Annotated in this window: 14 protein-coding genes; all 14 read left to right on the top strand. The window is 70.0% G+C overall.

The window, feature by feature from the left end; translation table 11 throughout:
• The first annotated feature begins 134 nt into the window (after positions 1-134).
• Positions 135-5,303 (top strand): filamentous hemagglutinin N-terminal domain-containing protein, encoded by a 5,169-nt coding sequence (locus PWS46_RS25535; RefSeq protein ID WP_434623697.1) that lies wholly within the window; start codon positions 135-137, stop codon positions 5,301-5,303.
• 262 nt (positions 5,304-5,565) lie between these two features.
• On the top strand, positions 5,566-6,870 hold the full coding sequence (gene hmgA, locus PWS46_RS25530) for a homogentisate 1,2-dioxygenase (protein ID WP_434623695.1): 1,305 nt from the start codon (positions 5,566-5,568) through the stop codon (positions 6,868-6,870).
• Between the two features lie 116 nt (positions 6,871-6,986).
• Positions 6,987-7,508, top strand: a complete 522-nt coding sequence (locus PWS46_RS25525) for a class I SAM-dependent methyltransferase (RefSeq protein ID WP_434623693.1) — start codon at positions 6,987-6,989, stop codon at positions 7,506-7,508.
• A gap of 135 nt (positions 7,509-7,643) precedes the next feature.
• Positions 7,644-10,757 (top strand): ABC transporter transmembrane domain-containing protein, encoded by a 3,114-nt coding sequence (locus tag PWS46_RS25520; RefSeq protein WP_434623691.1) that lies wholly within the window; start codon positions 7,644-7,646, stop codon positions 10,755-10,757.
• 193 nt (positions 10,758-10,950) lie between these two features.
• The gene (locus PWS46_RS25515) at positions 10,951-12,699 is read left to right on the top strand and encodes an ABC transporter ATP-binding protein (RefSeq protein ID WP_434623689.1); all 1,749 of its coding nucleotides are present in this window, start codon (positions 10,951-10,953) and stop codon (positions 12,697-12,699) included.
• Complete coding sequence (locus tag PWS46_RS25510; protein WP_434623687.1) at positions 12,696-14,777, top strand: ABC transporter substrate-binding protein; 2,082 nt, start codon at positions 12,696-12,698, stop codon at positions 14,775-14,777. Before PWS46_RS25515 ends, PWS46_RS25510 begins: the two co-directional genes overlap by 4 nt.
• 5 nt (positions 14,778-14,782) lie before the next feature.
• The gene (locus PWS46_RS25505) at positions 14,783-15,814 is read left to right on the top strand and encodes an ABC transporter permease (protein ID WP_434623685.1); all 1,032 of its coding nucleotides are present in this window, start codon (positions 14,783-14,785) and stop codon (positions 15,812-15,814) included.
• Positions 15,811-16,998 carry an ABC transporter permease gene (locus PWS46_RS25500; protein ID WP_434623683.1) on the top strand — a complete coding sequence of 396 codons (1,188 nt, stop codon included), beginning with the start codon at positions 15,811-15,813 and terminating at the stop codon, positions 16,996-16,998. The genes PWS46_RS25505 and PWS46_RS25500 overlap by 4 nt, the downstream gene beginning before the upstream one ends.
• Before the next feature lie 449 nt (positions 16,999-17,447).
• Entirely contained in the window at positions 17,448-18,761 is a 1,314-nt protein-coding gene (locus PWS46_RS25495) for a glycosyltransferase family protein (RefSeq protein WP_434623681.1), read from the top strand.
• Positions 18,762-18,983: 222 nt separating this feature from the next.
• Entirely contained in the window at positions 18,984-20,237 is a 1,254-nt protein-coding gene (locus tag PWS46_RS25490) for a glycosyltransferase family 4 protein (protein ID WP_434623679.1), read from the top strand.
• On the top strand, positions 20,234-21,331 hold the full coding sequence (locus PWS46_RS25485; RefSeq protein ID WP_434623678.1) for a glycosyltransferase family 4 protein: 1,098 nt from the start codon (positions 20,234-20,236) through the stop codon (positions 21,329-21,331). Before PWS46_RS25490 ends, PWS46_RS25485 begins: the two co-directional genes overlap by 4 nt.
• Positions 21,328-22,071 (top strand): histidine phosphatase family protein, encoded by a 744-nt coding sequence (locus tag PWS46_RS25480; RefSeq protein ID WP_434623676.1) that lies wholly within the window; start codon positions 21,328-21,330, stop codon positions 22,069-22,071. Before PWS46_RS25485 ends, PWS46_RS25480 begins: the two co-directional genes overlap by 4 nt.
• On the top strand, positions 22,068-23,213 hold the full coding sequence (locus PWS46_RS25475) for a glycosyltransferase family protein (RefSeq protein ID WP_434623674.1): 1,146 nt from the start codon (positions 22,068-22,070) through the stop codon (positions 23,211-23,213). Before PWS46_RS25480 ends, PWS46_RS25475 begins: the two co-directional genes overlap by 4 nt.
• On the top strand, positions 23,210-23,986 hold the full coding sequence (locus tag PWS46_RS25470) for a polysaccharide deacetylase family protein (RefSeq protein ID WP_434623672.1): 777 nt from the start codon (positions 23,210-23,212) through the stop codon (positions 23,984-23,986). The genes PWS46_RS25475 and PWS46_RS25470 overlap by 4 nt, the downstream gene beginning before the upstream one ends.
• The last annotated feature ends 36 nt before the right edge of the window (positions 23,987-24,022 follow it).

Here is a 24,022-nt window from a genome sequence, read left to right as displayed (position 1 = left end):
ACGAAACATTCCGTCACCACTTTCGGTATTTCCGTGCAGCCGTCCGGTCGTTAAAATGTTTCGTATCCATTGGTTTGTGACAGCGTATTGCCTTCCGGTCTGGTTTCCGGGGCGGCGAGAGGATTGGATCGGTGATGCGAGTTTCAGGTTTGTCCGGCAGGACGGCGTTGCGCCACAGCACGGCGCTTGCGGGAACCGCCCGTTTCGCGATCGTCGCCGCGATCACCTCCCTGTCTCTGGCCCTCCCCCTGACCCTGCCCCTCCCGGCCCTGGCCAATCCCGAAGGCGGCGTGGTCACCGACGGCGCCGCCACCATCCGGCCGACCGGCCCCGGCCGGCTCGACGTCATCCAGTCGACCTCCAGGGCGGTGATCGACTGGCAGCGCTTCGGCATCTCTGAGGGCGAGCACACCAACTTCCAGCAGCCCGACGCCAACGCCATCACCCTCAACCGCGTCACCGGTCCCGACCCGTCGGCGATCATGGGGCGGCTGACCGCCAACGGGCAGGTCTGGCTGGTCAACCCCAACGGCATCCTGTTCGGGCCGAACGCCCAGGTCGATGTCGGCGGGCTGCTCGCCACCACCCACGACATCCGCAACGACGACTTCATGGCCGGCCGCTTCCAGTTCGAAGGCCGCGCCGGCTCCACCGCGACGGTGGAGAATGAGGGCACCATCACGGTGGCCGAGGCCGGGCTGGCGGCGCTGGTCGCCCCCGGCGTCGCCAACCGCGGCACCATCCAGGCCCGGCTGGGCGAGGTGACTCTGGCTTCGGGCAAGCGCTTCGTCGTCGACCTCTTCGGCGACCAGAAGATCAACATCGCGGTGGATGCGAAAACCGACGCGCGCCCCGTCGGCGCCAACGGCAAACCGGTGGATGCGCTGGTCAGCAACAGCGGCAGGATCTTCGCCGACGGCGGCCGGGTGCAGATGACGGCAAGCGCCGCCAAGGGGCTGGTCGACCGCGTCGTCAACATGTCCGGCACCGTGCAAGCCCGCCGGGTGGAGCAGCAGGGCGGCGACATCGTCCTGCTCGGCGACGGCGGCGAGGTCGAAGTCTCCGGCACCCTCGACGCCGGCGGAAATGGTCAGGGCCAGACCGGCGGCTCCGTCACCGTCTCCGGCAACCGCACGACGCTGGCCGCATCGGTGCGCATCGACGCCTCCGGTCCGGCCGGGGGCGGGGAGGTGCTGATCGGCGGCGACGTGCAGGGCGGCAAGGCGTCCGCCGCCACGCTGGCCGGCTACAACATCCGCCCGGCGCGCAAGCCGGTACCGCCCTCCACCGACACCGTGGTTGCGCAAGGCGCCACCATCACGGCCGACGCCACGCAGAGCGGCAAGGGTGGCAAGGTGGTGGTGTGGGCCGACGGCACCACGCACTTCGACGGCGCCGTCTCCGCCCGCGGCGGTGCGGCCGGCGGCGACGGCGGCTTCGTCGAGACCTCCGGCAAGCTGTCGCTGCATGTGCGGGGCAGGGTCGATGCGGGGGCCAGGGGAGGGGAGGGGCAGGGGAAGGGCGGTTCCTGGCTGCTCGACCCGACCAACATCATCGTGGCGGACACCGGCGGCACCATCACCGCCGGTACGATCCAGACCTCGCTGAACAGCGGCACCAGCGTCACGCTGCAAACCGAGACGACCGGGTCCGAGGCCGGCGACATCACCGTCGACCAGCCCATCCTGAAATCGTCCGGCGGCGACGCCTCGCTGACATTGAAGGCCTACCGCAACATCTATCTGTTCAGGAGCATCACCTCCACCGCCGGCGCGCTGAACGTCACGCTGAATTCCGCCACCGGGCTCGGCAAGGGCGTGGTCAAGGTGGCCGGGACCTCCGGCAGCCCCGTCACCATCGACACCAACGGCGGCAGCTTCATCGTCGGCGGCGGGTCGGACCCGACGCAGAAACCGGCGATCGGCATGTACGGCGACTACTCCCCATCGGACAACCGCGTCGGCGCCGCCTTCAGCTATGCCACCATCAAGACCGGGGCCGGCGCCATCCTGGTCAACGGCGAGGGCGGCGAGAACAACGGCGAGGGCAACAACGGCATCTCGCTCGACAACAGCCGTTTTGAAACCACCACCGGCGCCATCACCCTCAACGGCGACGGCGGCAACGGCATGAATTACGGTGGCAACATCGGCGTCGCCATTGCCGACTCCGTGCTGCAGACCACGGGCGGCGCCGTCGCCATCACCGGCACCGAGGGCCACGGCGAAGGCAGCTCCGGCAGCTACGCCGTCAGCATGGACGGCACCTCCACCATTGCCGTGCTGGGCAACGGCGCCATCACCATCCGCAGGACCGACTATTCCAGCGGCGACATCGTGCTGAACGGTGCGGAGATCTACAACGACGCCGCTCCCATCACCGTCGAGTCCGGCGGCAATCTGCTGCTCGACTACGGCACCAGCCTCACGTCCGACGGCACCGTGACGCTGAAGGCCGCCAACACCGTCTCCCTGTCAAACAGCACCATCGTGACCGGCGGTTCGGCGGTAACGCTCAACAGCAACGCCGGACAGTCCGGCGGCGCCGTCCGCCTGATCTCCAGCAGCATCTCGACCTCGGGCGGCGCCATCATCCTGGGCGGCGGCAGCGATCCGACGCAGGAGGCGGCCAAGGGCGATTGGGACGGCGCCGCCGGCGTGGCGATCGAGGACGCCACACTGGACTCCGGCGGCGGCGTCATCTCCATCCGCGGCGAAGGCTCCGATTACGACAACGAGGGGCACGGCGTCTCCATCACCGGGACCAGCGAGCTTCTCTCCGGCACCGGCAAGATCGCCATCCGCGGCAAGGCGCTGTCCTATTACGGCTGGAATGCCGGCGTGCTGATCGCCACAGACGCCAGCGGCGGCAGCCCCACCATCCGCTCCAGCTCCACCGCCTCCGACGCCATCCTGATCGACGGCGACGCCACCCAGGTGGATGCCGACGAGGCCTGGGGCGTTCTGATCCAGGGTTCGGCGACGGTCACCTCGTCCGGCGGCATCTCCATTCTCGGCAAGGCCGGCACGTCGGCCGTCACCTACGAGGTCGCCGGCATCGGCCTCGACGCCGACAGCAGCGGCAGCATCCGCATCGCCGCGGGCGGCGGAGAGGCAAGCCTGCGGGGCACCGCCGGAACCGGCGAAAAGGCGATGGCGCTGTACAGCAACGGCGACGTGGTGGTCACCAGTTCACCGCCGCCGCCGCCGCCTCCACCGCCACCACCTCCTCCTCCGGTGACGCCCCCGGTTACACCACCGGTGACGCCCCCGATCACGGATGACCCGACCACTCCGACAACCCCGACCACGCCCACGACGCCCACGACACCAACCACACCGACCACGCCTTCCACCGACGGCGGAGACGGAACCGGCACGCCGACCACCGGCACCGATACGGGCGGCACCGATACGGGCGGCACCGACACCTCCGGGACGAACACCGGCACGACGGGCACGACGCCGACCACTCCATCCACCGCAACCGGCAGCACTTCCGTGCAGACGGTGCTGCAGACGGTTGCGCAGATCGCCGCCAACCCGACGGGGACGACGGCCACCGGCTCGACCACGACAGTCACCGGCACCAACCCCGCCACCACGACCGGCACATCGACAGGCACATCGGCCAGCTCATCCACCGGCTCCCCGACCACCGCCACCACCCCGCAGACCTTCCTGGCCGGGTTGGAGCAGGGGGCAGGGCAGGGCGGCCAGACCTCCGACGGCACCCAGCCGGCCGGCAACGGCCCGACCTCACCGCCACCCCCGCCGCCCGCGCCGGCGACGGTGGTGCTGCCGTCCGGACGCTCCGTCACCTTCACGGCGGAGGCGACGCGGGCCTACGCTTCCGGCGCCACCCTGTCGCAACCGGGGCCGCAGCTTCTCGCCTCGCCGCAGGTGCAGGCGGCGGCCGGCAGCCTCATCCAGGCGGCCGGCAGCGGCGGCATGGTCCAGGCGGTGACGAGCCTTTCGACCGGCACCCTCTCCCTGCCGGAACAGCGCGCGGTGCTGGCCAGCGTTCCCGTCCCCACCCTGATCGGCGGCCTGACCGCCAGCAACGATCCGGTGGCCGTGCGCGTCGGCGGCATCCTGCAGACCAGCGCGTCCGGCCAGCCCGGCGGCTATGCCCAGGTGCGCGCCGCGGTGACCCAGGCCAACCTGCCGCCCCAGGTCGCCCGCACCTACCTCGCCATGGTGCAGCGGGTGGAGCGCGAGCAGCGCACCCAGGCCTTCTCCGGCGCGCTGCGGCAGCTGGTGGCGAACCCGCGGGCGGCGGACATGTTCCGGCCGACCGCCTCCTCGGCCCCGCCCAGCCTGCAGCAGGCGCGCGGCGGCCGCACCCGCGGCGGCAGCATGACCCTGCGCGGCATCGTCGCCGACAGCGCCAATCTGGCGGAGGCGCGGGTGAACGGCCGCTGGGTCTTCATCGACGAGAAGGGCCAGTTCCGCACCAGCATCCCGGTGGAGCCGGGGGCGACCGAAGCCACCCTGACCATGACCGACGAGACCGGCAAGACGACCGAGCAGCGCATCGCCATCGACAGCGCGACAGCCGCCCCCGATCCCGCCGCCCCGCCGAAGCCGCGCAAGATCGCCCTGATGATCGCGGTTGACAGCTACCGCGACAGCGCCATCCCGGCCCTATCCACGCCGGAGGCCGACATCAAGGCGGTGGCGCAGGCGCTGAACGACCATCTCGGCTACGAGACGCGGACCCTGCGCAACCCGACCAAGGCGCAGATCGGCGACGCCCTGCGCAAGCTCGGCCGCGAGGTCGGCGAACAGGATCAGGTGATGGTCTATTATGCCGGCCACGGCTATGAACTGGCGGAGACCGGCACCGGCTATTGGCTGCCCGCCGATGCGGAAACGACCAGCGCCCGCAACTGGGTGTCGAACAACGACATCGGCCGCTTCCTCAGCCGCATGCCGGCCAAGCATGTGATGGTGGTGTCGGACAGCTGCTATTCCGGCGCCTTCACCAAGGAGCAGAAGGTCGACGCCAGCCGCCTCGCCAACGAGCAGGAAATCCGGCAGCGCCGCTCCGTCATGGCCCTGTCGTCGGGCGGCGACGAGCCGGTCGCCGACGGCGAGGTGAACTCCCCCTTCGCGGTGGCGCTGAAGAAGCGGGTGCTGGCCCTGCCGAAGGACAGCAACGGCTACAGCCTCTACCAGGAGGTCCGCGCCGACGTGACCAGCGAGGCGCCGCAGACCCCGCAATACGGCGTGATCCGCACCGCCGGCTACGACGAAGGCGGCGACTTCATCCTGGACCTGCCGGATCGCGCGATGAACTGAGCTTCCCCCTCTCCCCCCCGGGGAGAGGGTCGGGGTGAGGGGGACCCGCTTCGAGGATCTCTTCGGCCGCGCCGAACCCCCTCATCCTAACCTTCTCCCCAGGGGAGAGAAGGGATTGATTCGAAGATGGAGAGGGGCACCGCTTGCAACCACTCCCTCCATTTTCCCCTGGCGCATAGTTTCAAAAGAAACTATATGAGCGACAAATGGTCGCGCCCGGCGCCCACGCCGGCCGCATCCCCCGGATCAGGGAGCTGCCCGCATGACGTCCTCCGCCTTCACCTACCAGTCCGGCTTCGGCAACGAGTTCGCGACGGAGGCGCTGCCCGGCGCCTTGCCCGTCGGCCGCAACTCGCCGCAGCGCCCGCCCTACGGCCTCTATGCCGAACAGATCAGCGGAACCGCCTTCACCGCGCCGCGCGCCCACAACCGCCGCTCCTGGCTTTATCGCATCCGCCCGGCCGTGGTCCATGAACCCTTCCGCCCGCTGGAGTCCGGCCGCCTGACCAGCCGCTTCGACGAAGTGCCGGCCCCGCCGACGCAACTGCGCTGGAACCCGCCGCCGATGCCGGACATGGCCACCGACTTCATCGCCGGGCTCACCACCATGGGCGGCAACGGCGGGCCGCAGGCGCAGACCGGTTGCGGCATCCATCTCTACGCCGCCAACCGGTCGATGGAGGGCCGCTTCTTCTACGATGCCGACGGCGAGCTGCTGATCGTGCCGCAGCAGGGCCGCCTGCGCCTCTACACCGAGCTTGGCGTGCTGGAGGTCGAACCGCAGGAGATCGCGCTGATCCCCCGCGGCATCCGCTTCCGGGTGGAGTTGCTCGACGGCACCGCCCGCGGCTATGTCTGCGAGAATTTCGGCGCGCCCTTCCGCCTGCCGGACCTTGGTCCCATCGGCTCCAACGGTTTGGCCAACCCGCGTGATTTCCTGACGCCCGACGCCTGGTACGAGGATGTCGACGGCGACTTCGAGCTGGTGGCGAAGTTCGACGGCGCCCTGTGGACCGCCCGCATCGATCATTCGCCGCTGGACGTCGTGGCCTGGCACGGCAACCACGCGCCCTGCAAATACGACCTGCGCCGCTTCAACACCATCGGCTCGATCAGCTTCGACCATCCCGACCCGTCGATCTTCCTGGTGCTGCAATCGCCCAGCGACACGCCGGGCGTCGACAGCATCGACTTCGTCATCTTCCCGCCGCGCTGGCTGGTGCAGGAGGACAGCTTCCGTCCGCCCTGGTTCCACCGCAACATCGCCAGCGAGTTCATGGGCCTGATCCATGGCGTCTACGATGCGAAGGAGGAGGGCTTCCTGCCCGGCGGCGCGTCCTTGCACAACTGCATGAGCGGCCACGGCCCCGATGCGGAGACCTTCGCCAAGGCGACATCCGCCGACACCACGCAGCCGCAGCGGGTCGCCGACACCATGGCCTTCATGGTCGAAACGCGCGCCGTCATCCGTCCGACGCGGCACGCACTGGAAACTGCCGAGCTTCAGCACGATTATTACCGCTGCTGGCAGGGGCTGGCGAAGCGCTTCGACCCGAACCGGCCATAGGCCGGGCAGGGCTGCGGTTTCCGGCCCCGACCATGCGACGTTTTGTCTCGACGGCGCGCGCGCAGCCTTTCACACTGCGGCGTGCCGTTCGTGCGCTTGGCAAGGGGAGGGGGCCGATGGCGGCCGATGTCGGGAATGGTGCTGAAAGCCGGTCGCTGCTCGACCGGATGATCGACCGGATGACGGTGCAGCGCAACGCGCTGGCCTGGGCCGAGCGTGCGGTCGCCGGGCGCGACGGCATGGTGCTGGAGGTGGGCTTGGGCAAGGGCCGCACCTTCGACCATCTGCGCCACCTGTTCCCGCCGCGCGACATCCTGGTCTTCGACATGTGGGTGCGCGTGCCGCCGGAACTGACGCCGGACGAGGACCGCCTGTTCGTCGGTGATTTCCAGGAGACCATGCCCGCCGCCGCCGAACGCTTCGGCCGTTGCGCCCGGCTGGCCCATGCCGATTTCGGCAGCACCGACCGCAACCATGACGCCAAACAGGCGGCGTGGCTGGCGCCGCTGATCGACGCGCTGATGCTGCCCGGCGGCGTCGTGCTGTCCGACCGGCCGCTGCAGCGTCCCAACTGGACCCCGCTCCCCCTGCCGCAGGACGAACGCTGGACCTATCATGCCTGGAAGGTCGATGGCTGAGCGGGCGGCAGCGGAGATAGCGGCAGCGGAAAAAGCACCAATGGAAAACGGCCCGGCCGACGCCAATCTTCCGTCCTTCATCCCCCCGCGCGCGACCCCTGCGGCCCCGACCGGCCGCGACGCTGAAGGCCATTGATGGACCGCAACATATTTCAGTTCATTTGGAAGCACAGCGGACGCCAGCAGATCCTGCTCGCCCTGTTGACGGTCGCGTCCTTCCCGGTGCTCTACGCCTCGCTTGAACTGCCGAAGATCATCATCAACCGGGCCTTGTCCGATCCCCAGCCGGTGCGCGAGATCCTCGGCGTCGCCATGGGGCCGGTGACCTATCTGCTGGTGCTGTGCTTCACCTTCCTGGCGCTGGTGCTGGCCAACGGCGCCTTCAAGATGCGGATCAACACCTTCAAGGGCGTGGTCGGCGAACGGCAGGTGCGGCGCCTGCGCTTCATGCTGCTCGACCGCATGCTGCGCTTCCCGCTGCCGCATTTCTCCAAGGTCAGCCAGGGAGAGCTGATCTCCACCATCTCGGCGGAAACCGAACCGCTGGCGGGTTTCATCGGCGATTCCTTCGCCCAGCCGCTCTACCAGGGCGGCACGATGCTCACCATCCTGCTGTTCCTGTTCATCCAGCAGCCGACCATCGGTCTGGTCTCGGTCGCGCTGATCCCGGTACAGGCCTACATCATCCCCAAGCTTCAGATGAAGGTGAAGCTGCTGGGCAAGGAGCGGGTGCGCAAGGTCCGGCAGCTGTCCGAACGCATCGGCGAAAGCGTTGAGAATGTCCGCGAGGTCCGCGTCAACGGCACCGTCCGCTACGTGATGGCGGAATTCTCGCAATATCTCGGCAGCATCTACTGGATCAGGCTGGAGATCTACAAGCGAAAATATTTCGTCAAGTTCCTGAACAACTTCATCAACCAGATCACCCCTTTCTTCCTGTTCTCCATCGGCGGTTATCTGGTCCTGCACGGGAACATGACCATCGGCGCCCTGGTGGCCGCGCTCTCCGCCTTCAAGGACCTGACGGCTCCCTGGAAGGAGCTGCTCGACTATTACCAGAACATGATCGACGCCCAGATCAAGTACGAGCAGATCTCCGACCAGTTCTCGCCGCCCTTCCTGTTCGAATGGGCGCAGCCGACGCCCGCCACCCCGACGGACCTCAAGGCCCCGCTGCGGCTGGAGGCGGTGACCTGGGCCAACGAGTACGGCGACCGCATGCTGCAGCGGCTGTCGCTGGAGGTGCCGCCGGGCGCGCTGATCGGCATCGCCGGCACCAACGCGCTGGCGCTGCGCCGTCTGGCCGAGGTGCTGGTGCGGCTGTCGCCGCCGACATCCGGCCGGATCACCATCGGCGACCGCACGCTGGACGAGCTGCCGCTGGAACTGCTGGGCCGCCGCATGGCCTATGCCGGCCCGGAACCGCGCATGTTCACCGGCAGCATGATGCAGAACATCACCTACGGGCTGCGCCACCGCCCGCCGGCCGACGATCCGGACAGCATGACCCCCGCCCGCCGGCGCGAGATCGCGGAGGCCGAGGCGTCGGGCAACTCCACCGACAGCATGGAGGGGATCTGGACCGACTTCGCCATGATCGGCGCCACCGACTGGACCAGCCTGCGTCCCTGGTTCATGCAGTGCCTGGCGGCGACCGGCGGCGAGAGTGCCGTCTACCAGCGCGGCCTGCGCGAGGTGTTCGATCCCGACGACTACCCCTTCGTCGCCCAGCCGCTGCTGCGCGCCCGCCACTGGCTGCGCGACGCCATCGCCGAACGCGGCATGGACAAGCTGCTGGCCCGCTTCGACCGCGACCGCTTCAACCCCTACGCCAGCCTTGCCGAGAACATGCTGTTCGGCCTGCCGGACGGCAAGCGACTGACCGTCGCCCGCATGGTCTGCAACCCGACCGTCCGCGAGCTGATGGAGACCTACGGGCTGTGGGAGTCGGCCGTCCGCATCGGCCGCCGCTTCGCCATGCGGGTGGTCGGCGTCTATCGCGACAGCGCCGACGGCGACGTCATGATCATGCGCTATCCGCACATCGACGACGCCCTGTTCGAGGAGCTGGTGGAGGCGGTCACCCGGCTGAAGCGCCGTTCCGAACGGCCGCAGCGCCGCCACCAGGAGGCGGACACCCTGCTGTTCGCCACCATGTTCCTGATGATCGTGCCCAAGCGCGACGGCATGGACTTCGCGCCCCCGGCGGAGCGCGAGGCGATCATGGCGGTCCGCCGCAGCCTGCTGAACGAGATGCCGTACGAGCTGCGCGACAAGGTCGCCGTCTTCGATCCCGACCTCTACCACCCGCGCCTGAACGTGATGGACAACCTGCTGTTCGGCCGCATCACGACGGAGGATCCGCGCGCCATCACCCAGCTCCGCGCCCTGGTGGACGAGGCGCTGGAACGTACCGACGCCCGCGCCTTCGTGCTGATCCTGGTGGCGCTGGGCGAGGTCGGCATTGGCGGCTCGCTGCTGCCGATCAGCGTGCGCCAGCGGGTGCAGCTGATCCGCGGCCTGATGAAGAAGCCCGACATCTTCGTCATCTATCAGGCGCTCAACAGCTACGATCCTGAAGAACGGCTGCGCATCTTCCTGCGCATGAAGGAACTACTGCCGACCATGACGATGATCGTGCTGGAGGAGCGGATCGCCGACAACCCGGCCTTCGACGCGCTCTACGACCTGGAGGACGGCCGGCTGGTCCGGCGCGGCCAGGGGGACGACGAGCATGGCGAGGACACCATGCCGGGCGAGGCGGAGGGCACCGACGAGCCGGCGCTGCGGCTGCTGTCGCGCTCGCCCGTCTTCTCCGACCTGCCGGAAACGGTGCTGCGCCGCATGCTGGTGGCATCGGAATGGCGCACGGTCGTTGCCGGCGACTTCATCTACCGCAGCGGCGAGCCGTCGGAATTCTCCTTCGTCCTGGCGGAAGGGGAGGCGGAACTGGTGCGGCTGATGCCGGACAACCAGCCGCCGCTGCACATCGCCTACATCAAGCCGCCCGAGGTGTTCGGCGATCTGGAGCTTCTGGCCGGCGTGCGGCGTTTCTCCACCATCCGCGCCCGCACCGACCTGCGCCTGCTGCGGCTGGACGGAGCGAACATGCTGCGCCTGCTGTCGTCGGTGCCCGATTTGCCGCTGCGGGTGATCCAGCAGGTCGGCAAGCGCCTGACCAGCGAAGCGCCGGCCGGCTCGGTGCCCGCCGCGGCCAACAGCCGTTCTGAAACGCAAGTGATGGAATGACCGCAATGGGTCCAAGGCGCCAGACATCCCCTCTCCCCCCCGGGGAGAGGGTTAGGGTGAGGGGGAGGCACAGCGAGGATTCTCGGGGCGGCCACGCCATGCATCCCCCTCACCCCGACCCTCTCCCCGGGGGGGAGAGGGGGATAATGGCGAATTACGGATGGCCCTGGAAAAACGGGCGGGGAACGCAAAGATGCTGACCGTCGACAACCTGACGATCCGCTTCCGCAACGCCCCCCGCCCGGTGGTCGACGGCGTCGGCTTCTCCATCGGCGCCGGGCAGAGCGTCGCGCTGGTCGGCGAATCCGGATCGGGCAAGACGCTGACCTGCCGCAGCATCCTCGGCATCCTGCCGCGCGGGGCGGCGGTGGCCGGCGGCTCCATCCTGTTCGGCCGCGACGGCGAGGCGGTGGACCTGCTGCGCCTGTCCAAGGCCGGCTTGCGCGACATCCGCGGCAGCCGCATCTCGATGATCTTCCAGGAACCGATGAGCGCGCTGTCGCCGCTCCACACCATCGGCGACCAGACGATCGAGGTGCTGCGGCTGCACGGCAACTGTAACCGCACCAGCGCGCGCGAACGCTGCCTCGCCATGTTCGAGCGGGTCGGCTTCCCCGATCCGGTGCGCGCCTTCCGCTCCTATCCGTTCCAGCTTTCGGGCGGCCTGCGCCAGCGCGCGATGATCGCCATGGCGATGGTCGCCCGCCCGCAGTTGCTGATCGCCGACGAGCCGACCACCGCGCTCGACGTCACCCTGCAGGCCCAGGTGCTGGCCCTCATCAAGGAGCTGCAGGCCGAGACCGGCATGGCGGTTCTGCTGGTCACCCACGATCTGGGGGTGGTCGCCAACATGGCCGACGCCGTGGTGGTGATGCGGGCGGGCAGGGTGATGGAGTCGGGCTGTTGCGCCGACGTACTCGGCCGGCCGCTGCACGGCTACACCCGCAAGCTGATGGCCGCCGCCCCCTCCATCCCGGCGATGGTCTGCGTGCCGCCGGGCGAGGATGTGCGCGACGCCATCCTGGAATTCCACGGCGTCGCCAAGACCTACGAGCGCGGCAACCTGCGCATCCGCGCGCTGGACGGCGTCGACCTGTCGGTCGGCCGGGGGGAGACGCTGGCCATCGTCGGCGAGTCAGGATCCGGCAAGACGACGCTGGCGCGGCTGGCCATGCTGGCGGAGCGGCCGGATCCCGGTGGCCGCCTGCTGTTCCGCGCCGCCACGGGGCAACCGCCGCTCGACCTCCTTTCCGCCACCGGGGCGGAGCTGACCGCCTACCGCCGCCGTGCCCAGATGGTGTTCCAGGATCCCTATGCCTCCCTCAGTCCCCGCATGAGCGTCGGCGAGATCATCGCGGAGCCGCTGGCGATCCACGGCGTCTGCGGCCGCGGCGAGGGACGCGAGCGGGTGCGGGCGCTGATGGCGCAGGTCGGGCTCGACCCCGCCTGGGCCAACCGCTATCCCCACGCCTTCTCCGGCGGCCAGCGCCAGCGCATCGGCATCGCCCGCGCGCTCGCCCTCGACCCCCAACTGCTGATCTGCGACGAGCCGACCTCGGCGCTCGACGTGTCGGTGCAGGCGCAGGTGCTGGACCTGCTGGAATCGATCAAGCAGCGGCTCGGCCTCAGCCTGATGTTCATCTCGCACGATCTGGCGGTGGTGGCTCGGCTGGCCGACCGCGTCGCGGTGATGCGCGCCGGCCGGGTGATGGAGGAGGCGCCGCCGGCCCTGCTGTTCTCCGCCCCGCTGCACCCCTACACCCGCGCGCTGATCGCCGCCTCGCCGGAACCGTACGTCGACCGTCCGATCGACATCGCCACCGTGGCCTTGGGCGCCGGCCGCCCCGACCTCTGGCCCGAACCCTTCCGCCCCACCTCCGACGGCGCCCCCCCTCCATTGGTGGAAGCCGCGCCCGGACATTTCGTAAGGCGGGCGGCATGAGGACCATCATCGACCATTTTTTCGGCCGTCATCCCCGCGAAGGCGGGGATCCAGGCGCCTCCATCGCGATGCCGTTCAAAAAGCTGGATTCCCGCCTTCGCGGGAATGACGGCCGATTTGGCTTCGGCCCTTTCGGCAAATCGATAAGCAGCCTGCCGATCCCCCTCCTCCTCCTCCTCGCCACCCCCGCCGCCGCCTTCAGCCCGCAGGAACCCGCCCTGCTGCGCGACGAGGTCGTCTACGGCCTGATCCCGCCCGTCCGCCAGCGCATGCCCGACGAGCCGCTGATCGTCGATCTGGAGGCGAAGGGCCGCGACCTCGGCCGCTCCGGCGGCTGGATCCGCACCTTCATCACCCAGCGGCGCAACAGCCGCATCGCCGTGCTGTACGGCTACGCCCGGCTGGTCGGCTACGACGCCAAGCGGGAGATCGTGCCCGACATCCTGAAGGCCGTGACCGTCCATGAGGGCCGCGACTTCACCCTGACCTTGCGCGCCGGCCACCGCTGGTCCGACGGCGCCCCCTTCACCAGCGACGACATCCGCTACTGGTGGGAGGACATCGCCAACAACCCGATGCTGTCGCCGTCCGGCCCGCCGCGCTTCATGCTGGTGGACGGCAAGCCGCCGGAGGTCAGCTTCCCCGACGCGGTCACCGCCCGCTTCCGCTGGGACGAGCCGAACCCCTATTTCCTCCCGGCGCTGGCCGCCGCCCGGCCGCCCTTCATCTACCGCCCGGCCCATTACCTGAAGCGCTTCCACGCCCGCTACACCGGCGAGGCCGACCTCGCCCCGCTGATCGCCAAATACAAGGTCCGCAACTGGGCCGCCCTGCACAACGCCCGCGACGACATGTTCCGGATGGAGAACCCGGACGAGCCGACGCTGCAGCCCTGGATGGCGATGTCGAAGGGCACCGGCACCCATCTGCTGTTCCAGCGCAACCCCTATTACCACCGCTTCGACGCACGCGGCATGCAGCTGCCCTACACCGACGGGCTGGACGTGTCGGTGATGGCCGGCGGGCTGATCCCGGCCCAGGTCGCCACCGGCAAGGCCGACCTCCAGGCCGAAGGGCTGACCTTCTCCCAGGTCCCGGTCCTGGTGTCGGGGGAGCGGCAGGGCGACTACCGCACCCTGCTGTGGCCGGAGGGCAAGGCGGCGGAGATCGCGCTCTATCCCAACCTGAACTACAACGATCCGGTCTGGCGCGCCGTGCTGCGCGACGTCCGCTTCCGCCGCGCCCTGTCGATGGGCATCGACCGCCGCATCATCAACCGCTCGCTCTTCTTCGGGCTGGCGCAGGAAAGCGGCGTCGACGTGCTGCCGCGCAGTCCGCTCTACAAGCCGGAGCGCACCGGGCTGTGGACCGGCTACGACCCCAAACAGGCGGCGGCGCTGCTGGACGAGATGGGGCTGAAGCGCCCGCGCGGCGCCGCCTACCGCCGGCTTCCCGACGGCCGGCCGCTGGAGGTGATCGTCGAGACCGCCGGCGAGAAGCCGGAGGTGGCCGACGCGATGCAGATCATCGCCGAGACCTGGCGCGACATCGGCGTCCGGCTGCTGGTGCGCACGGTGGACCGCGACGTTCTGCGCAACCGGGTCTATGCCGGCCAGACGATGATGGCGGTGTGGGGCGGCTGGGACAACGGCATCCCCGACCCCGACAGCAGTCCGGAGGAGCTGGCGCCGATGACCCAGGAGAATTTCAGCTGGCCGAAATGGGGGCAGTATTACCAGACCTCCGGCAGCGCCGGCGAACCCATCGACATGCCGATCCCGCAGGAGCTGATGGACATCGCCCGGCGCTGGCGCCACACCACCGACGAGACGGAACGGCGCGCCCTGTGGTCGGCGCTGCTCGACATCCATGCCGACCAGATCTACGCCATCGGCGTGGTGTCGAAGACGCCGCAGCCCATCGCCGTCTCCAACCGCCTGCGCAACGTCCCGGACAAGGGGCTGTGGCTGTGGGACCCCGGCGCCTACCTCGGCGTCTACCGGCCCGACGAGTTCTATTTCGCCGACGCCCGCCCGGCCGATCCGGAGCCGTCGGGCATCCACCGCGGGGGGAATTGACGCCCATGCTGCGCTTCATCCTGCACCGGCTGCTGGTGATGGTGCCGACGCTGCTGGTGGTGTCGATGCTGATCTTCATCGTCATCAACCTCCCCCCCGGCGACTATCTGTCCAACCAGATCGCCGAGCTGCGCGCCACCGGCCAGGAGGCCGGTCTGGCGAAGGCGGAGTTCCTGCGCCACGAATACGCGCTCGACCGCCCGCTGGCCGAACAGTATCTGGTCTGGATCGGCGTCTGGCCGGGGCCGAACGGCTTCCACGGTCTGCTGCAGGGCGATCTCGGCTGGTCCTTCGAGTTCAACAAGCCGGTGGCGGAGGTCGTGGGCGAAACCCTGTGGTTCACCGTCATCCTCAACCTCGCCGCCGTGCTGTTCGTCTATCTGGTGTCCTTCCCGCTGGGGGCGCTGGCGGCGATCCGCGCCAACAGCTGGGTCGATTACCTCGCCGCCGCCGTCGGCTACATCGGTCTGGCGACGCCGAACTTCCTGCTGGCGCTGATCCTGCTCTATTACGGCCAGAAATGGCTGGGCCTGCCGATCGGCGGGCTGGTCGACGCCCGCTATGAGGATCAGGCGCTCAGCTGGGCCAAGATCGGCTCGGTGCTGGAGCATCTGATCGTGCCGACCATCGTCATCGGCCTGTCCGGCACCGCCGCCATGGTGCGCCGCCTGCGCGCCAACCTGCTGGACGAGCTGGGCAAGCCCTATGTCGTCACCGCCAAGGCCAAGGGCGTGCCGCCGCTGCGCCGGCTGACCCGCTATCCGCTGCGCATGGCGCTGAACCCCTTCGTCTCCGACATCGGTTCGCTGCTGCCGTCGCTGGTGTCGGGATCGGTGCTGATCTCCGTCGTGCTCAGCCTGCCCACCATCGGCCCGGCCCTGCTGGAGGCGCTGCGGGCGCAGGACATCTTCCTGTCCGGCTTCATCCTGATGTTCATCTCGCTGCTGGTGCTGGTCGGCATGCTGGTCTCCGACATCGCGCTCGCCCTGCTCGATCCCCGCATCCGCCTGGGCAAGGCGAGGAAGGCCCAATCGTGAAAGACCAGGGCTTGAATGACGGGGCCATGAGCGGCGGCTGGGACCATTACGTCGACAGCCGGCCCTATCCCGATCCGGAGGCGGCGGACGCACCGGCCACCCGTTTCGACGCGAACGCCTCCGCCGGGCGGCTGATGCTGCGCCGCTTCCTGCGCCACCGGCTGGCGGTGCTGGGGGCGCTGTTCCTGGGGCTGTCCTATCTCAGCCTGCCCTTCGTCGATTTCCTCGTCCCCTACGGCGCCAACGACCGTGACGTGGAGCATCTCTACGCCCCGCCGCAGGGCATCCACCTGTTCCACGAGGGCGCCTTCATCGGCCCCTTCGTCTACCCGACCGTCGGCCATCCCGACCTGAAGGACTATCGCTGGCGCTACGAGACCGACACCAGCCGGCCGATGCCGTTGGAGTTCTTCTGCCCCGGCACGCCCTACCGCTTCCTGGGACTGGCGGAGTTGCGGATGCGGCTGGTCTGCCCGCCGCCGGACGCTTCGCTGCATCTGCTCGGCACCGACCGGCTGGGCCGCGACATGCTCTCCCGCCTCGCCATCGGGGCGCAGCTGTCACTGACCGTCGGGCTGCTGGGCATCGCCGTGTCCTTCGCCATCGGCATCACGCTGGGCGGCATGGCGGGCTATTTCGGCGGCTGGATCGACGCCGGGGTGCAGCGCCTGTCGGAGATCCTGAAATCCCTGCCGGAGCTGCCGCTGTGGCTGGCGCTGTCCGCCGCGGTGCCGGCGCAATGGTCGCCGGTGACGGTGTTCCTCTGCATCTCCGTCATCCTCGGCCTGCTCGACTGGCCGTCGCTGGCCCGCGCCGTGCGCTCCCGCTTCCTGGCACTGCGCGAGGAGGATTTCGTCATGGCGGCGGAGCTGATGGGCGCCAGCCCGGCCCGCATCATCCGCCGCCACCTGCTGCCGAACTTCGCCAGCCACCTGCTGGCCAGCGCCACCCTGTCGATCCCGGCGATGATCCTGGGCGAAACGGCGCTGTCCTTCCTGGGGCTCGGCCTGCGCCCGCCGGCGACCAGCTGGGGGGTGATGCTGAACGACGCCCAGAACCTGATGGCCGTGGAAACCTATCCTTGGGTGTCATTGCCGATGCTGCCGGTGATCCTGGTAGTCTTGTCCTTCAACTTCTTCGGCGACGGCCTGCGCGACGCCCTGGATCCCTATCATGGCGACTGATCCCCCAACCAGCAGGGCAATCGCATATGAAGATCGTGTTCCTCCCAAGGAAGCCGGTCATCCCCGCGAAGGCGGGGATCCAGGCCTTTCCATCAGATTCGCCTTGCGAACTCTGGATCCCCACCTTCGCGGGGATGACGGAAGTCCTTTCCAAGGAACATGTGTCCCAAATGCGATTGCCCTGCTCGAAACAGCCGGCCCCCCGAAGCGTGAGCTTGGCCTTAGCTCATATATCACAGCGCATAGCTGGGTTGCCGCCCTTTGGCCGGAAGGCGGGTTGATGCGCGGCGCAATCCATGTGAGGGGTTCTATCCAGGCTGGAGCGCTGCTGCCGGCATCTGGACCAGTCGCGCAACCACCGGGACCGAGCCGGTCCTCAGACGAGCACAGTAAATTGTTCTGCAACGGCTTTTCGGTTCCGACGCAGTGCTGAAGCGGAGTGTCCGAGCATGCACCAGCCCCTGGCCCCCCTTCGCTCCATCCATCCCGACCGCACCCCGCCGCGCATCCTGCTCTACAGCCACGACACCTTCGGGCTGGGCCATCTGCGGCGGTCGCGGACGATTGCCCAGGCGCTGGTGTCGGCCTTTCCCGACGCCTCGGCGCTGATCCTCACCGGCTCGCCGGTCGCCGGCCGCTTCGATTTTCCGGAGCGGGTCGACCATGTCCGCCTGCCCGGCGTGGTGAAGTTGCCGGACGGCGGCTATACCGCCCGCAACCTCGGCCTGCCGATCGAGGAGACCGCCGCCATCCGGGCGGAGATCATCCGCGCCACCGCCCGCGCCTTCCGCCCGACGCTGGCCATCGTCGACAAGGAGCCGACCGGCCTGCACGGCGAATTCCTGCCGGCCCTGGAGGAGATGCGGGCGACCGGCAACACCCGCGTGGTGCTGGGCCTGCGCGACGTGCTGGACGCGCCGGAAGCCCTGCAGCCGGAATGGGAGCGCAAGGAGGCGGTCGCCGCCATCGAGCGCTATTACGACCAGCTCTGGATCTACGGCCTGCCGGAGGTCTACCGCCCGCTGGACGGCCTCGACCTGCCGGCGGAGATCGCCGCGCGCGTGCGCTACACCGGCTATCTGAAGCGCGAGCCGACGGAGGGCGGCGGTGCCGTCCAGGCCGCCGATGCGCCCATGGCCGCGCCCTATGTACTGGTGACGCCCGGCGGCGGCGGCGACGGCGCGGCCCTGGTCGACTGGACCATCGCCGCCTATGAGGCCGATCCGGATCTCAGCCCCCGCGCCCTGATCGTCTACGGCCCTTTCCTGGAGGATGCCCGCCGCCAGGAGTTCGCCGCCCGCATCCGCCGGCTGAAGGGCAGGGTGGAGACCATCAACTTCCATTCCCGCATGGAGGATCTCTATGCCGGGGCCATCGGCGTGGTGGCGATGGGCGGCTACAACACCTTCTGCGAGATCCTGTCTTTCGACAAGCCGTCGGTCCTGGCCCCGCGCACCCGCCCGCGCCTGGAACAGCGCATCCGCGCCGAGGCGGCGGAGGCGCTCGGCCTGCTGCGCACGCTGGACAGCGACCGCGACGGCACCGACCCGCTGGCGATGGCCGCCGCCATCCGCGCCCTGTCCAGCCAGCCGCCGCCCTCGGCCAGCCCGCTGCCCGGCCTGCTCGGCGGGCTGGACCGCATCGTCGGGCTGACCCGCGAGGTGCTGGAGGCGGATTCGGTGGTCGCCCGCGCCACCCCCGTCACCCCGATCCGCCGGGCGGCGGAGCGGATGTCCCGCGCGATGGCGGGCAAGCGCGCATGACCATCCAGGCAAGGTGATCGCATTTGGCGGTTATGATCCCACACAAGGAACCACGTCATTCCCGCGAAGGCGGGAATCCAGCCGTTTCAGTTACTTCGCACGAAAGCTTCCTGGATCCCCGCCTTCGCGGGGATGACGAACGTCCTTTACCGGGACTCCTGATTCCATATGCGACTACCCTAACCATCCAGGGAACGGACGGCATGATGCCGCCCGGTGTGCATGGTGACTCGTAAAGCTTTGAAGATCGCAGTCGTGGTGAAGGGCTATCCCCGCCTGTCGGAAACCTTCATCGCGCAGGAGCTTCTGGCCCTGCAGCAGCGCGGCATCGAACTGGCGATCTGGTCGCTGCGCCACCCCACCGACAGCCGCCGCCACGCCCTGCACGACCGCATCACCGCGCCCGTCCATTACCTGCCCGAGTATCTGCGCGACGAGCCGGCCCGCGTCCTGCGTGCGCTCGGCCGCCTGATCCTCCGCCACCCGGCCGGGCTGGTCCGCACGGCGCTGGGCTGGCTGCGCGACCTCAATCGCGACCGCACCGCCAACCGGGGCCGTCGTTTCGGACAGGCCCTCGTCCTCGCGGCGGAACTGCCGGCCGACGTGCCCTTCCTCTACGCCCATTTCCTGCACACGCCCGCTTCGGTCGGGCGTTATGCCGCCGCGATCCGCGGCATCGGCTGGGGCTTTTCCGCCCATGCCAAGGACATCTGGACGACGCCGGAGTGGGAGAAGCGCGAGAAGCTGGCCGACGCCCGTTTCGGCGCCACCTGCACCGCCGTCGGCGCCGCCCATCTGCGCGGCCTTGCCGCCGATCCCAACCGCATCGACCTCGTCTATCACGGCCTCGACCTCTCCCGCTTCCCCGACCCGCCCGACCGCAAGGACGCCGCGGCCCGCGACGGCTCCACCCCTGACCGCGCGGTGGAGATCCTGTCGGTCGGCCGGCTGGTTGAGAAGAAGGGCTATGACCGGCTGCTCGACGCGCTGGCGACGCTGCCGGACGGTCTGCATTGGCGGCTGGTCCATATCGGCTCCGGCGACCTCAAGCAGTCCCTGCGCGCCCAGGCGGAGCGGCTCGGCCTGTCCGATCGCATCGACTGGCACGGCGCCCAGGATCAGGCGACGGTGATCGAGGCGCTGCGCCATGCCGACCTGTTCGTTCTGACCAGCGTCGTGGCCGAGGACGGCGACCGCGACGGCCTGCCCAACGTGTTGATGGAGGCGGCGAGCCAGCGCCTCGCCATCCTCTCCACCGCCGTTTCCGCCATCCCCGAATTCATCGCCGACGGCACCCACGGCCTGCTGACCGACGGAACCCCGCCCGCCATCGCCGCCGCGCTGGAACGGCTCGCCACCGACCCGGCGCTCCGCCTGCGTCTGGGCGAAGCCGCCCATGCCCGCCTGCGCGCCGAGTTCGGCATGACCGCCGGCATCGACCGTCTCGTCCGCCGGCTGGAGGAGGCCGCGGCGTGACCGCCCCCCGGATTGCCTTCTACGCTCCCCTGAAACCGGTCGACCATCCCATCCCCTCCGGCGACCGCCAGATGGCGCGGCTGATCCTGCGCGCCCTGGAGACCACCGGCCCGGTGGAGGTGGCGAGCGGCCTGCGCGTCTATGACGGCGCCGGCGACCCCGCCGCGCAGGCCCGCCTGTCCGCCGTTGCCGCCGCCGAATGCGACCGCCTGCTGGCGCTCTACGCCGCCGAACCGGCGCGGCGCCCGGCGCTGTGGCTCAGCTACCACGTCTATTACAAGGCCCCCGACCTGATCGGCCCGGCCGTCGCCCGCGCCCTCGGCATCCCCTATGTCGTGGTGGAGGCCACCCGCGCCCGCAAGCGCCTGACCGGCCCCTGGTCCGCCTTCGCCGCCGCCGCCGAGTCCGCCATCGAACAGGCCGCCCTCGTCCTCTGCATCAGCGCCCGCGACCGTCACGCGGTGGAGGCCTACGGCCCGCCCGGCCAACAGGTGGCGATGCTGCCCCCCTTCCTCGACCTGCCGCCTGCTATCGACCGCCCGGAGCCGATCTCTCCGCCCCGCCTGCTGACCGTCGCCATGATGCGTCCCGGCGACAAGCTCGCCTCCTACCGCCTGCTCGCCGATTCCCTGTCCCGTCTCGCCGCCCGGCCCTGGACGCTCGACATCGTCGGCGACGGCTCGGCCGCGGCGGAGGTCTCGGCCTTCTTCGCCCCCTTCGGCCAGCGCGTGAAATTCCACGGCGCCAGCGCCCCCGCCGACCTCGCCGCCCATTACCGCGCCGCCGACCTGCTGGTCTGGCCCGGCCTGAACGAGGCCTTCGGCATGGTCTATCTGGAGGCCCAGGCCCACGGCGTCCCCGTGCTCGCCGTCGACAATGCCGGCACCGGCACCGTCATCCGCGACGGCATCGGCGGCCGGCTGACCGGCCCGACCGCCCAGGACTACGCCGCCACGCTGTCCGCCCTGCTGTCCGACCCGCCGGCCCTGCGCACCCTCGGCCAAAACGCCCGCGCCCATGTCGAGGCCCACCACGCCCTGTCCGCAGCGGCCGAGCGTCTGCGCGGCCTGCTGACCGGCCTGCTGCCATCATGATCCGCCTTGCTTTCCTGCGCCACGGCATCACCGCCTGGAACCGCGAGGGCCGCATCCAGGGCCGCACCGACATCCCGCTCGACCCGGAGGGCCGCGACCGTCTCGCCCGCCTGACCCTGCCGGCGGACTGGCGCGACGCCACCCTGCATGCCAGTCCGCTGTCGCGCGCCATCGAGACGGCCCGCATCCTCGGCAACGACCGCCCCATCCACACCGACCCCCGCCTGATCGAGATGGATTGGGGCGCCTGGGAAGGCCAACGCGGCCACGACCTCCGCGCCGACCCCGCCAGCGGTTACCGCGACCTCGAACATTGGGGCTGGGACTTCCGCCCCCCCGGCGGCGAAAGCCCCGCCGACTTGCGGGACCGGTTGATTGGGTGGCTTAAATCTCCTCTCCCCCCCGCTCACGCGCAAACTTCGTTTGCGCTGACGCGACAGGCGGATCGAAGATCCGCCGAAAGCGGGGAGAGGGTTAGGGTGAGGGGGACGCACGGCGAGGATCTCTTCGGCTGCGCCGAACCCCCTCATCCCAACCTTCTCCCCAGGGGGGAGAAGGAGAGTCACCTCATCGTCACCCACATCGGCGTCATCCGCGTCGCCCTGGCGCTCGCCTGGGGTTGGGATTTCCGCGGCCCGCCGCCGGTTCCGGTCAAGCGCGACCGCCTCTATGCGATGACGCTCGCCGCCGACGGCACGCTCCACCCCGCCGGCCCAAGGGAGGGGCAGCGCCTGTCATGAAGCTCCTGATCGCCGTCACCCATCTGCTCGGCACCGGCCATCTCAGCCGCGCCCTCGCCCTGGCCGAGGCCTTCACCGCCCGCGGCTGGAGCGTCGATGTGGTCAGCGGCGGCCGTCCCGCCCCCCATCTCGGCAGCGGCGGCGCCACCCTGCACCAGTTGCCGCCGCTGGCGAGCGACGGTGCCGACTTCTCCACTCTGCTGGCCGCCGACGGCCGCCCCGCCGATGCCGCGCTGTTCGCCGCGCGGCAGGCGATGCTGACCGGCCTGCTCGACAGCCTCCGACCCGACGTTCTCATCACCGAACTCTTCCCCTTCGGCCGCCGCGCTCTGGCCGCCGAGTTCGACGCCCTGCTGGAGCGCGCCCGCGCCCTGCCGCGCCCGCCGCTGACGCTCGCCTCCGTCCGCGACATCCTGGCCCCGCCTTCCAAACCGAAGCGCGTCGCCGAGACCGAACACCGCCTGCTGCGCTTCTACGACGGCGTTCTGGTCCATTCCGACCCCGCCCTGATCCCGCTGGAGGACAGCTGGCCGCTGACCCCGGCGATGCGCCCACTGCTGCGCTACACCGGCTTCGTCGTGCCGCCGCCGCCCGTCCCCGACGACGGCACCGACGGCAATGCCGAGATCCTGGTCACCGCCGGCGGCGGCCCGGTCGGCCGCCCGGTCTTCGAAGCCGCCGCCCGCTGTGCCGCATCCTGGGCCCTGCCGCAGCGCTGGCGCCTGCTGGTGGCGAAGGGCGACGAGGCGCTGGCCGACCGGCTGCGCGCCATGGCCCCGGCCGACCGGCTGCTGTTGGAGCCGGTGCGCCCCGACTTCCGCGCCCTGCTGGGCCGGGCCGCCGCCGCCGTCGGCCGCTGCGGCTACAACACCGCGCTGGACTGCCTGACCGCCGGCGTCCCCAGCGTCTTCTGTCCCTTCGAGGACGGCAGGGAGGTCGAGCAGACCATCCGCGCCGCCATCCTGGCCCGCCAGCCCGGCATCGCCACCCTGCGCGAGGCCGACCTCACGCCCGACAGCCTCGCCCGCGCGTTGACCTCCGTGCTGGGCGCCCGCATCCCGCCGCTCAGCCCCGCCTCGCTGGCCGGTGCGGCGCGCAGCGTGGAGATCGTCGAAACCCTGCTTGCGGAGAAGACGCCATGACCAATTGGACCGCCACAAACTGGATTGCGGTGGATGACGAACTGGCGCGCTGGACCGATCTCGGCCGCCGCTGCACCTTCTGGCTGCGCGACGACGACGCAATCGCCGCCAGCCCGCAGCTCGACCAACTTCTGCAGCGCTGCGCCGAGGCCAACATCCCGCTCGGCCTCGCCGTCATCCCCGCCGACGCCGAGCCGTCTCTCGCCGACACCCTCGCCGGCCACCCGACCGTCACCCCGCTGGTCCATGGCTGGTCCCACGCCGACCACGCCGCCCCCGGCGCCAAGAAGTGCGAGTTCGGCCCGGAACGCCCCGCCGACCTCCGCCAGGCCGAGGCCGAACGCGGCCTGTCCGCCCTGCGCGCCCTGTTCGGCGACCGCCTGCTGCCGCTGTTCGTCCCGCCCTGGAACCGCATGGCCGCCGACATGCCGTCCCGCCTTTCCGCCGCCGGCTACCGCGCCGTCTCCGCCTTCGGCCCGGCGCCGGCAAGCCGCGACGGCATCGCCTGGGTCAACACCCATCTCGACCTGATCGACTGGCACGGCACCCGCTCCGCCGTCCCGCTGGACGCCCTGCTGGACCTGCTCTGCCGCGAACTGCGCGACCGCCGCGAGGGCCGCCAAGAGGGCAGGGGCGATCCCGCCGAGCCCATCGGCCTGCTGACCCACCATCTGGTGCACGACGCCGCGATCTGGGACCTGCTGGACTGCCTGCTCGACCGGCTGGCAGGGCATCCGGCGGTGGAGTGGCCGCGCATCGGAAGCCTGCGGTAACGGCAGGGCGAAAGGCGATAGGCCTCAAGACAAAAC

Source organism: Azospirillum sp. B2RO_4 (assembly GCF_051124815.1).
Classification (GTDB): Bacteria; Pseudomonadota; Alphaproteobacteria; order Azospirillales; family Azospirillaceae; genus Azospirillum.
The sequence above is the reverse complement of the archived record's forward strand: the minus strand, read 5'-3'. Positions and strand labels throughout refer to the sequence as shown.